The 13421-nt window shown below is 42.7% G+C and carries 15 protein-coding genes; 2 read left to right on the top strand and 13 right to left on the bottom strand.

The features are described from left to right. The 8 genes from Q0241_RS14170 to Q0241_RS14135 form a co-directional block, all read right to left on the bottom strand. Window positions 1-181 (bottom strand): hypothetical protein (locus Q0241_RS14170; protein WP_299378619.1); only part of this gene is annotated, 181 nt, incomplete at its 3' end. Between the two features lie 99 nt (window positions 182-280). After that, entirely contained in the window at window positions 281-538 is a 258-nt protein-coding gene (locus tag Q0241_RS14165) for a hypothetical protein (RefSeq protein ID WP_299378617.1), read from the bottom strand. Further along, window positions 538-936: a hypothetical protein gene (locus Q0241_RS14160; protein ID WP_299378615.1), complete on the bottom strand. Its 399-nt coding sequence runs from the start codon at window positions 934-936 to the stop codon at window positions 538-540. The genes Q0241_RS14165 and Q0241_RS14160 overlap by 1 nt, the downstream gene beginning before the upstream one ends. Next, window positions 933-1535 carry a hypothetical protein gene (locus tag Q0241_RS14155; protein ID WP_299378613.1) on the bottom strand — a complete coding sequence of 201 codons (603 nt, stop codon included), beginning with the start codon at window positions 1533-1535 and terminating at the stop codon, window positions 933-935. The genes Q0241_RS14160 and Q0241_RS14155 overlap by 4 nt, the downstream gene beginning before the upstream one ends. A 10-nt stretch (window positions 1536-1545) precedes the next feature. Next, complete coding sequence (locus Q0241_RS14150) at window positions 1546-2310, bottom strand: ATP-binding protein (protein ID WP_299378611.1); 765 nt, start codon at window positions 2308-2310, stop codon at window positions 1546-1548. Between the two features lie 59 nt (window positions 2311-2369). Then, window positions 2370-4583: a DDE-type integrase/transposase/recombinase gene (locus tag Q0241_RS14145; protein ID WP_299378609.1), complete on the bottom strand. Its 2214-nt coding sequence runs from the start codon at window positions 4581-4583 to the stop codon at window positions 2370-2372. Continuing rightward, on the bottom strand, window positions 4583-5044 hold the full coding sequence (locus Q0241_RS14140; protein WP_299378607.1) for a hypothetical protein: 462 nt from the start codon (window positions 5042-5044) through the stop codon (window positions 4583-4585). Before Q0241_RS14140 ends, Q0241_RS14145 begins: the two co-directional genes overlap by 1 nt. A gap of 1 nt (window position 5045) precedes the next feature. Continuing rightward, entirely contained in the window at window positions 5046-5876 is an 831-nt protein-coding gene (locus Q0241_RS14135; protein WP_299378605.1) for a ParB N-terminal domain-containing protein, read from the bottom strand. A gap of 770 nt (window positions 5877-6646) precedes the next feature. On the opposite strand from Q0241_RS14135, the gene Q0241_RS14130 reads away from it, so the two are divergent. Beyond that, window positions 6647-7123, top strand: a complete 477-nt coding sequence (locus tag Q0241_RS14130; protein WP_299378603.1) for a helix-turn-helix transcriptional regulator — start codon at window positions 6647-6649, stop codon at window positions 7121-7123. Window positions 7124-7527: 404 nt separating this feature from the next. Here the strand turns inward: Q0241_RS14130 and Q0241_RS14125 are convergent, their stop codons facing one another. Continuing rightward, on the bottom strand, window positions 7528-7716 hold the full coding sequence (locus tag Q0241_RS14125; RefSeq protein WP_299378601.1) for a hypothetical protein: 189 nt from the start codon (window positions 7714-7716) through the stop codon (window positions 7528-7530). 573 nt (window positions 7717-8289) lie between these two features. Then, window positions 8290-9195 carry an HAD hydrolase family protein gene (locus tag Q0241_RS14120; protein WP_299378599.1) on the bottom strand — a complete coding sequence of 302 codons (906 nt, stop codon included), beginning with the start codon at window positions 9193-9195 and terminating at the stop codon, window positions 8290-8292. Between the two features lie 518 nt (window positions 9196-9713). Here Q0241_RS14120 and yghU point away from each other — a divergent pair. Further along, on the top strand, window positions 9714-10610 hold the full coding sequence (gene yghU, locus Q0241_RS14115) for a glutathione-dependent disulfide-bond oxidoreductase (RefSeq protein ID WP_299378597.1): 897 nt from the start codon (window positions 9714-9716) through the stop codon (window positions 10608-10610). 189 nt (window positions 10611-10799) lie between these two features. Here yghU and Q0241_RS14110 read toward each other — a convergent pair whose 3' ends face one another. The 3 genes from Q0241_RS14110 to Q0241_RS14100 all read right to left on the bottom strand — a co-directional run. After that, window positions 10800-11339, bottom strand: coding sequence for a hypothetical protein (locus tag Q0241_RS14110; RefSeq protein WP_299378595.1), 540 nt, complete (start codon window positions 11337-11339; stop codon window positions 10800-10802). A 302-nt stretch (window positions 11340-11641) separates the two neighbouring features. Continuing rightward, window positions 11642-12490, bottom strand: a complete 849-nt coding sequence (locus Q0241_RS14105) for a DUF2189 domain-containing protein (protein ID WP_299378593.1) — start codon at window positions 12488-12490, stop codon at window positions 11642-11644. 176 nt (window positions 12491-12666) lie between these two features. Further along, window positions 12667-13421 (bottom strand): HAMP domain-containing sensor histidine kinase (locus Q0241_RS14100; protein ID WP_299378591.1); only part of this gene is annotated, 755 nt, incomplete at its 5' end.

Below are 13421 nucleotides of genomic sequence, written 5' to 3'. Positions count from 1 at the left end.
CGCGCAGATCCTGTTCAGCTGCTTTTGTTTTTTCAAACAAATCGGTAAGTTGAGGTGTTGCGGATTTGAGTATTTTCGCCCGTGCGCCTTCAATTTCATCGACGCACTTGTTGAGTGCTTTTCGCCGTTTGGAAAAAGCCGCTGCGAGACAAAAAATATCTGACATTTCCAGATCATTCATGTGAGTTTCCTTTTGTATGTTTTGCGTTAAACCAGTTGAGGGAATACCACCGCCACAACTGACGTAGATGCCAACGGAAGCTATATGCAGGAGGCTTTTTCATGCCGCGTCATCCGGTGGTGTTTTGATTGTTACTTTTGCTGGCTGGATGTTCTGCGGAGGGAATAATTCAATAACTTTAGAAACGCTTTGATTTCTCCATTCCAAAAGCTCTTGTTCTATTATTTCTAACCGAATAGAGGTGTCTTTGAGAAGGTTCCAAAGTTGCCTGAACTCCTTTTCATCAAACCAGATCCGTTGACCAAGAGAAGGTTCTAATTCATTCACCACGTCTTTTAAGGTTTCACAGTTCAGCATTATGAATCTCCCTTGATCTTTGAATGTGGGCATTTGCGGCATTGCTGTGCCATCATGTGACGTGCAGGGTTGCTTCCTACGGCATTTTTTGCAGATGCTTGCCATTCTTCACAGACGGTTCTAAGCAAACTGCCTTGAAAAGCAGGACAAAGAATTTCAGCGCTCATCAAGTGTGTTTCAACAGCTTCTTTTAGGGTGTTGATGTTCCCTTTGCCGTCTAAGCCATACTTATTATTTACGCCTTGACTGATCACAGTGGTGGACAAGCCAAGTTGCCTTGAAACAGCTGACATAGAAGAACTGTCAGAAGCTTTTGCAAGCTCTGTCACCCAATCAGGAATATCAGCCCCCCAAGCAGCTAAAGCCTTATCAATTGCAAGTAGATCTCGCTGATTCATAATGAAATCTCCTCATCGTCTTCACGCCAAGTAATTTCCTTTAAATTTGGATCAAAAATACGATTTACTTTTTGAACTATGGGCGGTTTCGGACCTGAATTTTTTACAAGAAGATAAGTTTTGATTTGCCTAGGATTGGGCTGATCTAATCTTTTTAAATATCCGGCTTTAGCAAGAGACTGAATATACCCTTTTATCGTACCTAAATGCGTTTCAAGACCTGCATTTCTCAGGGCAGTATCTAGTTCGATAAACGAGAATTTTTTAAATAATCTCATTAAGCGCCAGATAGCATCTTGGGTATTCCCGTCTGGAATACGAGTGCCATCTTTTCTGATCCGGGGATGATGAAAACCGACGTCTTTTTTCAATTGAAATTTTGAAGTTTCAAAAGGTTGATTGACTACTTCTTCAACGATTTTCGCTTTAACCAATAGAGAGATATAAAGACGACAAGTATCAAGCTTTTCTTTAGATTTCTTACTCACTTCTGCGATTGTAAAAATCTGTAATTTTTTTATTGCTTCCCACTGAGCTTGTCGGCCTGACGTTTTAATAATTCGTCTTCTACGATCAGTTTTTTTTATGTTTTTTGACATTACTTTTCCCCTAAAATTTTCGTGGTTTGGCAATGTCACGTGATGACAGGCCATAAGGGGACAATTCATTAAATTGCTGTAAGTCTATTTGTTCTAAGCTGTTATCCAGAGCGACATTATTGATCTTGTTAAAATTCTCAGCAGTTCGGCGTGCTGATCCTGCTGATTTCAACATCAACTCATGTAGAAGATCATCGTGGATTTTTATATTTTTACAGTGGAGATCTAATAAAAGTTGTGTGTCAGATTTTGAGCATGGTTCCGCTCCTTGACGAACAAGAATGCGTCCGTCAAGACGTTCCGATGTTTTCATCATGTGTGGGAGGTTTTCTTCTCCGATAAAGATAGCTGTCAGATTAGGAACTTGATTGTGAATAGCTCTAATATCTTCAGCATAACCCTTTTCAACAATATAATCTGCTTCATCAATTATTAGTAGAGGTGTCGTTTTTGCTCTGAATTCTTCAACAATCAAATCAACCAGATCACCTATGTTTTTTCCTGATGAGAAAGGGATCTGTAATTCCTTCAGAATTTTCGTCATCATGGTCTTACGTGTCATGAAGGGTGTCCCAATAATCATGGGACAGTGGTAACGAAGATAGGTTGTGGATGCGGCGCAAGTTTTACCAAACCCACTCGGCCCATAGAAAAGCCCGAAGCCCGGAAGGCTTGGATCACGGTTCACAAGCTTGTATGTCACTTCGTTGAATAACTTGACGTTTTCCAGCATGACGTTTTGCTGTGGATTGACAAAATTTGATAAGTCAGTCATTTTCCCCCTCATAGGGTTAGTTATTTAAACTTCGGTTCGGCTCCACACCGAACCCCTTATTATCCCGCCTCAGACTGCGAACCCTGAGGTGGGAATTCCTTCAAAAGCTCCATACGAGATCTATATTCAGGCGATTTTGAATAGCGTTTCAGCCAATCCACATCGTTCTGAGATATTTCGTTTCCTGCTTTGATTTTTTCTTCAAGATTTATTGCTTTATTGAACCTGTCTTCAGCGGTTAAGCGCTTTTCTTCAGGCTGTTTTTTCCGGCTTTCAAGGTCAATTATTAGAGCTTCCCGGAGTTCTTTTTCAGCTTGTGTTAAAACAGGCTTTAATGTCTCTTTAGGCTTGCCAAACGCTTCGGCGGCAGCATCCATTTGCGGCGTAGTTACGGGAATTGTTCTCTTTGGCAGATCAGCAACATTTCCTGCTTTATTTTCAGCACGCTTTTCGTATAGCGCCTCTCGTTTAGTTGAGTACTCATCAAGATTAAAATTATTTGCGGCTTTTCTGAGAGACTTAAACTCTGGAGCAAGGCGTTGTGTCTGTTCGTGTTTTGCCTGTTTGGCACATGACTGACGCTCCGGTCCTGTCATGTAATCTAGACACTCAGCCATACAAAGGAAATCAGCTTGATTTTCGCTAAAAATTGCTATCTTTGTTTCATCTAATGGATCATGACGACAAAACACTCTTTGTCCGGCATCAAGCCCATTACCCCAATAATAACGACCTTCAAGCCTGATGCCTTTTTTACTCACATACCTGTAACCTTTTTGACCACCGATAGGGGCCATTAGAAGCAGTAAGGAAGCTAAATCTTCAGCGATATGGATTGGCCCATCATAGGCTCTATAAGCTTCGTTAGGTGTAAGCCCGTTTAAGCCTCTATGTTCTGTATTTGCATAGATAGAATCAGTCCATCCGTTAATCTTATCTTGAAGCTGTTTATAAGTGAGTTTTACAACTGCTATTCCTTGATCTTTCTCTCCCAATCTCTCTGCAAAAGAGCGTCGGGCTTCGATCATTTTACGGTCTGCAACATCATGCCCAATGAAGCCATCAAGCGTGGGCATTAGATCACGCTGCAATGTTCCGATACCACGCTCAACCATTGGCTTTTTTTCAGGGCTGTATGGTGGGCAAACATCGTGATGAATACCAAGTGCAGACAAAGCAGAGCGCATGCCATAAGATATAAAATCCGATCCGTTATCAGATCTTATCCATTCAGGCATCCCCCATCTTTCAATAGCGATGCGCACAAGATGTAGAGCGGCATTAGTACGCGGATTATCTGTAACGCTCACAATCATTCGTCTTGTAGCGACATCAACTAGGACATAGATGTTGTAGCGACCTTCTTCCACAAGAATATCAGCGGGCGAAGCATCGAATTCCCATACCTGATTTGGAATGGTTACAGCTTCATCGTGCTTACCAATAGCCATCCTGTAATGGCTTTTGAATTGATCAGGATTTGTGATCTTTGCAATAAGGGCTTTGTTGTTTTCTTTAAACTCTTTGATGAAACGTGAGAACTCACGTTCACTCGGCATGGTCTTTGTTTTTAACTCACCTGTTTTAGCGTCGGTAATTTCAAACTCTTCACCGTAATCAACAATCACCATGTCACGGATCTGGCGGACAGTTAGTTTTGATTCCTTAGCAATCCAGGCTTTGATTGAATGAGCAAGATCACCATGAAAAGCTGTCGCCAGAAGAGAAGTCCCCTTTTTGCGTCCACGCTTATCTAAGACACCATCCGCGCCTTTACCTTTGGCACCCTTAACCCAGTTTCTAAGTGTTCTTGTTGTGAAGCTATCAATTGTTTCATAAACGGCGGAACTAATATTTACGATTTTTTTGTTCTTATAAAGAGTGACAAACTCAACCATTAAAATTTCTATATTTCCGGGTTTGCTCGTTCTGTAATTTTCCCATGATGCAACTATTTCAAGCTTTGCATCTCGTTCCATAGCTTTTTCAACAGGGGCTTTTGCTTTAGGGGTTGCAACCTTTAATGGCCTCAAATCTGGATTGCTTTTCATTTCTCTAAATGAAAGATCGTCTCGTGCTGACTGAGGAAGCAGGGAAATATGATAGCGCCAGCCGCCACCCTTCTGATCTCGAAGAGATAAAGGCTCTCCTAAAAGGTTAGATTGAGTGCGCCAGTTCTCACGTTCTGCTAGCCTGTTAATATTGGCAATATTACTAGGTAAGCCGCTTAAACGCAGAGAAGTTAGCTCTTTTGGGGTGTACCATTGCTTCATTAGAAAAGCCTCTCTCTGCGACGACGTTTTGTTTCACGTAATTCGCCTTGAAGTTCTTCCATTTTTTCCGTGATCAACACTTCTTTGATCGTGTGTAAATGTCTTCTTGGAATGATCGCAAATTCGCTATCCTCAAGCCCGATACTAAGTAGGCGAGGATCATTAGCGGCAAGGACAAGAGCAAAGGCATATCGCAAATTGATGTTATGATCTTCTTTTGCTTCAGATGACCAATTGTTCAGCATATGAGCAGATACTTCATGCCCACATATTTGCTCCATCCTTTGCCGGATTGTTTCGCGATCTTTTTTGTTTTCGCGAAGGGTTGAGGCAACCGCGCGACTTATACGCCCTGCTTCAATACTGGCCCACGGCTTGATAGCTTCTGCAAATGTCACCTCCACTTCCGGTGGCGTCCATTCGAATAACTCAAGCGTTTTATCATCCCCCCGCTTAGTCATGTTAAGCCGCCTTCAATTCAACAGAAGGGAACGAAACACCTAGTTCCATAAGCCAATTCAAAAAGTCTTGATGCGTTCCGTCGTCACCTTGTGCCCACGCTTTCTTGAGGTCTTCCAGTTTCTTTTCTGAAGGTGTCAAAGCGGGTAAGGCGTTACTTCGCCCTTCGATCAAGTCTCGGGCTTGGTTTACTGATTTTGCAGGGTTGTGTTCTACGGTCATCAGTTCCGTAATCTGACATTGTTCTTCCGGGGGAAGCTTGGAGAGAGCTTCAAGTTGTTTTTGATTGTCTTCAAAAATGCTGCCCCTTAAATTCGCAACGGCTTGCGGGCAGATTTTCTCGCCTATGGAAGCGGAACGCTCTAGGGTGCGAACGCCTTTGCCTGATATTTTTGATACTTCATCAAACCAATTCGCCAACGTGGCGGTTTGATTTTCTTCTTTATATTCAGCGCTTTTACGATCCCCGCCACGCTTCGTTCTGTTTATCTTTATATGAACCTTCTTGAGTTTACTGATGAATATAGAACGGTCTAAAGCTGTTAGCTCTTTTCGAGCCAAATTTTCTAGTAGCTCGTCTCGTTCCAATTCTTCTTTTGTGCCCTCAACAATAATCGCCGGGATGGCTTCCATACCTAATAATTTACAAGAGCTATAACGGTGAAAGCCTGAGACTAAACGGTATCCACCCTTAGATTTACGAGCCACTTCAATAGGAGAACGTAATTTGCGATCACTGATATCAGCGGCAAGCCATTTGACATCTTCTTCACTAATTGGGCGGGCACGCCCTTTAACATCAATCTCAGAGAGGACAATCAATTCCACATTCATAAATAAAACTCTTTTGCTTGAAGGTTTGAAAGGAAGGCTATTTAGATGGCGCGATATGTTTGGGAAATTTGGCTTTATAAACAGCCTCTAATTCTTTCATTTTATTTCGCGAGATTTCAGGGCATTCCATTTCTGAGACAGCGTCCAATGCGTTAAACAAAGCGCGTGATTCTGAAGTTGCCTGTGGCTGTTTTGTGTTATTTGTAACCATGACTACGCCGCTACCCTTTTTTGACAGTGACCATTGCGAGAAATCTGGGTAACTTTTCTCTTGTTCGAATGTCGATGAAGGGGACGGGACCAATCCATGTCAGGCCAAAGATTTTTAGGTTCTGTATTTAAAAATCTAGCAGTGAGAATTTTTGACCGCCTGTCTCTTGGGTTGTGGATTGCTGTTGAAAAGATGGTATGCTTCTCAAAACCCGCTAACCGTGCGACTTCTGTTAAACGGAAAGTGCGACTTTCGGGCCAACGGCAACGGGCTTCTTCAAAGATTGCCGCTTTAATCTCGTGGGGCTGTTTGTAGCGCTGTTCCACTATTTGTTTCCTTGTTTCATTGTCGATCCTGCCAGATCGAAAAATTGAGGAGTTTTTGTTTATGGGCATTAACAATATGCGTGAAATAAAGCGCAATTACAAGTTAAATTTAGCGCGCAAGTTAAATTGGTGCGTCAAATAAAGCGCATTTCATTTTTAGTTAATTTTATCAATGTGTTATGATTTTGGGGAGAGTGATATCGCCACTTACGCGGTATCGCGCAAGTTAAAGTATGTCTGAAGAAACTATTGCCAGTAGGATATCAGAGCTAATAGGCAAAGAGTCTGTGCGCTCTTTTTCGCGCAAATGTGGATTAAGTGACGGAACTGTGCGCGGAATATTGTCCGGTCATGAACCTGGCATGCTAAAGGTTATAGCTATAGCAAATGCCACCGGAACCAGTGTTGAGTGGCTAGCCACAGGAAAAGAAACCTCTCATGATATTGATTACCCCGAATCGCCTGTGGGGAAAGCTTCACCTGAAAAGCCTGGCTTAATAGATCCTAAGATGCTTCTAGATATTTTTAATCGTACTCAGACAGCAATGGATAAACATGATGTAGAGTTTCCACCTAGTACCGTTCTTGAAATATCGATTGCTACCTATAATAGTTCTATAGATCCAGACCTCGCTCATCTTGATGAAGATGATAGATATCAATCACTTGAAGAGATTTACGCTAAAGCTTTTAGCAACCATTCAAAGTGATTGGAAATAAATTCATTAGTATAGGTAGAATTTTATACACTTTTTAAGATTAGTTGATATTATTTTTTCATCGTCAGGCTTCAGGTAGAAGCACGGCGGTGGAGGCGCTCGACACTCCCCCACCGACAGTTTGTCGAACTACTGTCACAGGTAAAACCCGCACCGCTACGTGTTAACACGGTGGTTAAAACAAGCAGGTATTATGCCGAATGACAATAAGTGTGTTTGTTGTTTCTTTCGAGGAGCGTATGTTGTTGAAGTTTAAAGGTAAAAATATGTTGCCAATAAATCCATCTCAAACAAAGCAACAAACAGGCACAGAAAATAAGTCAAAATAAATCGCGAAATGCGATGCAGTATGCAAAAGCCCGAAGCTCGCCGCGACGGGCTTTTAGCTATTTGTACTATGAGTTATCCGTATAACCGTCGGCATCAGTAGTATCCACGTCTACTGCGCCCTCTTGATCTATCGCTTCTTCTTGATCAAGGCGTCGTAATGGTTTTGAGGAAGATAGGTCAGTAGCCGCTGCAAAGAAACTGGTTGCCGCAAGCATTGGTATTACATAAACCATTTTTTCTGTAAGAAAAGCCATACTATAAGTTGGTATCAAGACTATAGCCGCGCGTGCGGCAGCAGTTCTTAGATTCATCCTTAGCCTTTCTATAGATACAACTTACAACTATCGAAATTTAAGTAAGAAGGCTTCTTGTTATAATTGCAAGACTAAATTGCTTTACACCACACCATGTAGGGGGAGTGTTTATTTATTTTCGTCATTTTGGAGATTCATAGAATCTGGATAAAACGTATTAAAGGTGGCTTTTAGGCTTTTTAAAAACAATATAAACAAAAAGCAAAATTTTCTGAGTGCTACGGATTACAAGGTATTGCCACGGTCAATAAACTTTTAAGGCATCCATTATAGCCCCGGTTAGTCCGGTATAGTCCCGGTAAACTCCTTTAGGAAATAATTACTGGCGTAGTACAATTTTTGCCAAAAAACGGTCTCGTTTTACTGTCTTTGCACCCGTTTTACTGTCTTGGTAAGAGAGGGACTTTGCTAAAAGAAAGGAGTAAAAGAAAAGAATCGTCCTGAATTCTTGATAATCCCGAATCTTTAGTCGATCCAAAGTTCCTCATAATCACATATAGGCATAGAAGTATCCTAGGCGTGCAATGCTTCGATATAGCTTAAAACAGCTTCTTCGCTATGGTGCCCGATAATTTCATGGGCGTGGGCTTTGATCTCGGTTGTGGCGTTTGCAACGGCGATTGGGGTATTGACGCTACGCAACATTTCCAAATCGTTAGAACTATCCCCAAAAGCGGTGGTTTCTTTGATCCCCAAGTTATGACGTTGTTCGATATGGCCCAATAGTGATTTTATCGCAAAACCTTTGTTTGCTTCTGCTGCTGAAATAACGATTTCCCAACCGCCAATATAGTGATTGGGATAAAGAGTAATCAAAAGGTGGGGTAACTTTTCTTCGATCAGGTTTTTGATTGTGAAGATTTCTTCTTTTGTGCCCAGATAAACAAAACAAAGCACATCATCCAAAAAAGGATTGTCCTGTGGTATTGGGGCCGCTGGGGATGAAGGGGCGGGTACACTGGCAACGATGGGTCGGGCGAAGATGTTTGCGGGTAACTCGGCCAGTCGTGGATCTTGACGGATGATTTTTTCATCGTGAAACCACTGCATACCGTTGTTTTTCAGTTCAGGAAAATACAACGGAGTTTGGTCACCTTTCAGGCCGGAAACATACGGGATTAAGCCGACTTCCTGAAAACAGTCAAAGGCCCGAGCGGCATCAGTTAACCCCAGACCTTTGTGATCAAGAATGTGATCCGTGTTGAGGTCCCGGATAATGGCACCGTTTAGTTCTATGATCGGCAGCTTGAGATTAACCCCTTCCATCAAGTGCTTTATCGACGGTGTTGCCCGTGCCGTTGCGATTGTAAAATGCACGCCTGTCTCGATTAATCTATTGAGCCGAAGAGCGGAGCTTTTGGGTAAGTCGCCATCGGTGTTTAAAAGGGTAAAATCGAGATCAGAGATAAAGAGTTTCAAAATGGGCCCTCAGGTATTTAAGTATGTAGGGTATAGGCAGACGCCTGTTGCCTTCGCTGCGTCGCGCGGTCCTATGTCGTGCGCAGATATTGATCTAGCGTATTTATTTAGATGGTAAAAGAGGTAAGTGATTTTGCCTATATGACAAGGGGTACTCATAAACTGTGTTATTTTTTAGGGAGGGAAGCTTTTTGAGGGGAGTATATATGTGTGGCAAATTATATCTTCTGGGGATCGGTACTATCCTGTGGACTATGACTTCTTTAGCGGTAGATATAATTGTCATAGAGATAATCGGCGTTTTACCCAGCGTACAATTTTCTTGTCTCAATGTATTATCGGGGTGTTGGTTCTTGAAAAAGAAGAATCAGTCGCTAAGTGTTTTGAGAATAATAATAGGCCCGATTTATACGCTCTTGGATCGCATTATGTATAGGGTGTTTAAATCATATTATCGTCAGCGGCCTTTCCCATAGGTTATTATATTTTGTTACAAAAAAATCTGGTAAGGAAATTCAATGAGCAACCCTGCGACTAGTCCCGCGAACCAACCCGCCGATTACACCCCACCTAAAGTATGGAAGTGGGATAGTAAAAACGGTGGTGAATGGGCCAGTATCAACCGCCCTATTGCCGGGCCGACCCATGAAAAAGCCTTGCCAGTCGGGGATCATCCGCTACAGCTTTATTCCCTTGCGACCCCGAATGGTATCAAGGTGACGATTATGTTGGAAGAGCTGTTAAGCCAAGGACACAAAGGGGCTGAATATGACGCCTATTTGATTAAAATTGGCGACGGCGATCAATTTTCCAGCGGCTTTGTCGATGTTAACCCGAATTCCAAAATTCCTGCATTGCTTGACACCAGCACTGAAACGCCAACGCGGGTTTTTGAATCTGGCGCGATCCTGCTTTATCTGGCAGAGAAGTTTGACGCGTTTTTACCAAAAGATCCGGCTAAGCGTACCGAGTGTATGTCATGGCTTTTCTGGCAAATGGGCAGCGCCCCATATCTAGGTGGCGGATTTGGGCATTTCTACGCCTATGCACCGTTCAAAATCGAATACTGCATTGACCGCTTTACCATGGAAGTCAAACGCCAGCTTGATGTTCTGGATCGACACCTGAGCGATAATCAATACATGGCAGGTGATGAGTATACCATTGCCGATATTGCAATCTGGTCATGGTATGGGTCATTGGTGTTGAATAGAAGCTATGATGCGGCTGAATTCCTAGAGGCCGAGAGCTATACAAACGTAGTACGTTGGGCCAAAGAAATTGACAAGCGGCCGGCCGTACAGCGCGGCAGAATGGTCAACCGTACGTGGGGTGATCTGGATATGCAGTTGCACGAACGTCATGACGCCAGCGATTTTGACCTGAAGACACAGGACAAAGTTGCTGCGGAGTAAATCACGCTCATGCTGATATAATCAGTTTGTAAAAGTGAAAATTGCTGATAAGAACCTTCTGAGCTTGGGATTCATCCTCGGTTTGGAAGGTTTTTTATTGATGAAGTAATTCTGCCTTGTTCTACAGAGATCAACTAGGGGCGCGCCGGTAAACGTTATGGCAAAGGTTTCTGGCTCATAAATTCGGGATTAATCGAACAGGGCGTCGATCTCATCCTGAGAGATGGCTTCTTCTGCTTCTATTGCCGGGCCGTCCATGGCGACTTCTTCTTCCGGTACTTCACTGGCTGAGATTTCCATGCCCAGTGTATGGATGGTTGAATGGCCATATATTTCGGCCATGGCATTCACCCGGTCTTGAACAAATTGGATGGATCTTAAAATCTTGGTCACGCGCTGTCCGGTTATATCCTGAAAGCTACAGGCTTCCAGATTATTTGTGGCGTGGGTTACAATCTCGTCACATAGCTTATTACGATCTTCTTCGCTGTTTTCTTCGCGTAGCTTTTCAACGGCATCCAGAATATCTTCTGATGATTTGAGAATACCATTCGAGGCTTCTTCTGTATTCCTGATAAGTGCGTCCAGTTGGTCCGAGACATTCTCGAAATCAGTTCTATCGCCCTTTTTTCGTGTGGTATCTGCCAACTCTTGACGAAAGCGTTCAACATAGAGAATTAATTTTTCAAGCTCTTTGTGAAGCTGTTGGTCTGTTGCAGCGTATGCCATGTTAAATTTTGCCCCAAAATCAGTGTCTCACTATCGGTATGTGAGGAAAGGAGTTGATATTCTCAAGTGTATGGTTAAACACAATAATTATATATACAGAGAAAGTTAAGAATATTTTCCTTTATCAAATGTGTTGGTTTCGGGCTTATCACACTATCCCTCATTAATTAGAAGTTTAGTTTGCGGCAATTAACGCTGGGTTAAAGACGAGATATTTAACAGACTTTTTCCTGTAAAAAATTCCCGTAAAAAGCTTTTACCCATAATTTCATTAATCTAGAGTTGTCGCGCGGGGTGTCATATCATGTTGGGCTTGGGCCGACGGCGCGTTTGTACAGATGCCAGGTTGCATGCCCTAGAATAGGTAAGACGACAAATAATCCCAGAAGACCTGCCAATATAGATAAAAGGGTCAGTGCGGCGATGGTGATACACCAAAGTATCATTGTTTTTGGATTATTTTTAACCAACCGAACCGATGTGACCATCGCAGTGACGAAATCAATATCCCGATGATAGAGCATTGGGAAAGATACAACAGAAAAAGAAAACACGATCAAGGCGATAATGGCCCCGACGGTATGGCCGATCAGCAGGAATAATAAGCCTTTTTCGGTCGTAAAGATCAGATCAACGAGTTCTGCCATACTGAAAAGTTTGAACCCGAAAAAGCTGAGTGTGATAAAGGCGGCCATATCCAACCAGATAAAAAGGGAAAATCCGGTAACCAGAGCCATCCAACCTAAATCCCGGTTGAACATTGATCCGACGACACCAAAGGCCCGTCCCCAACTAAGCGGTTTATTTTCTTCCAACTGGTGGCTTATGAAATAGAACCCACTGGCGATGAAGGGAGCAATCAAGGCAAATCCTATTGCGAGAGGGTAAACAAGGTAGGGAAGTTCTAGTTCTAGCAAAAGTATGATCAAAACCCAACCGCCGACCGCGTAGATGCCGCCAAAAAACAACCCATATGTCATTGAGCTTAAAAAATCTGATATACCAGCACGGAGTATTTCCGGAATTATAGACGGGGTAATATGATAAACATCAGGCCAGTTTGGATTTCTTTTTTTGACGACGGAATTATCCCCAAGCACTTGGTTCCCAACAGGGCTGGACGGATTAATTTCCTTTGACTTATTTCCCATTTTTATTTCCCCAATAACATCTGGCAACTGGTTTTATCAGTAGTTGCTCTTTTGCCAACAGGGTAGGGTATTTTCTATGGAATTTATACTATTAATTGTTCAGTTTAGGAAATATTCATATGGAATTTAGTTTTTGTTCGTGTTTCCTAACGTGCTGATACTATTCAACGAAAGTGTTACAAGGGAATGTAAAGGTGGACGGTTGTCCCTTTGCCAAGGCTACTTTCAATTTCCATGATGCCGTTGTGGGCTTCAATCAATGATTTCACGATGGTCAGGCCCAGCCCCATACCTTCTTGGGTGAGATGGGGATCAATATTCATTCTGGCAAAGGGTTGCTGTAGTTTGAATAGATCCGTTGAGTTCATACCGACGCCAGTATCGGCGATAGAGATATGCGCATGTCCTTGCCGGGCTGGTTCGCCATTAGGTCGTTTTGTCTGTGGATTAGTTTGTTCTGGGCCAGTTTGGTTGAAAATAACTTCGTCCAGTGCAACGGCGATAGAACCATTTGCCGGAGTAAATTTAACGGCGTTGGTTAGCAAATTAAATAATATTTGTCTGAGCGCTCTGGCATTTGCGTTTATTGATGTTACGTGCTGGGGAGTGATGAGTTCTGTCCGAACGTTCGCCTTTGCAAATATCGGTGCGGCTTCGTCGTAGCACTCTTTGATGAGCTGGCAGAGAGGCAAACTTTCTTTTTCTAGCTCTAGCTTTCCGGTTTCAGCTGATGATACTTCCAGAATATTACTGATCATGCTCAAAAGATGGCTACCGGAATGATGGATGTCTTGTGCATACTTTTTATATTTGTCAGAACCAAGAGGTCCGAAGTGCTCTTGGGTTAAAATTTCACTGAACCCCAATATCGCATTCAAGGGTGTGCGCAGTTCGTGGCTCATGGTTGCCAGAAATGATGTCTTGGCAATAT

Source organism: uncultured Kiloniella sp. (assembly GCF_937128705.1).
Taxonomy (GTDB): domain Bacteria; phylum Pseudomonadota; class Alphaproteobacteria; order Kiloniellales; family Kiloniellaceae; genus Kiloniella.
Note: the sequence above shows the minus strand (reverse complement) of the source record. Positions and strands in the feature narration are given on the sequence as shown.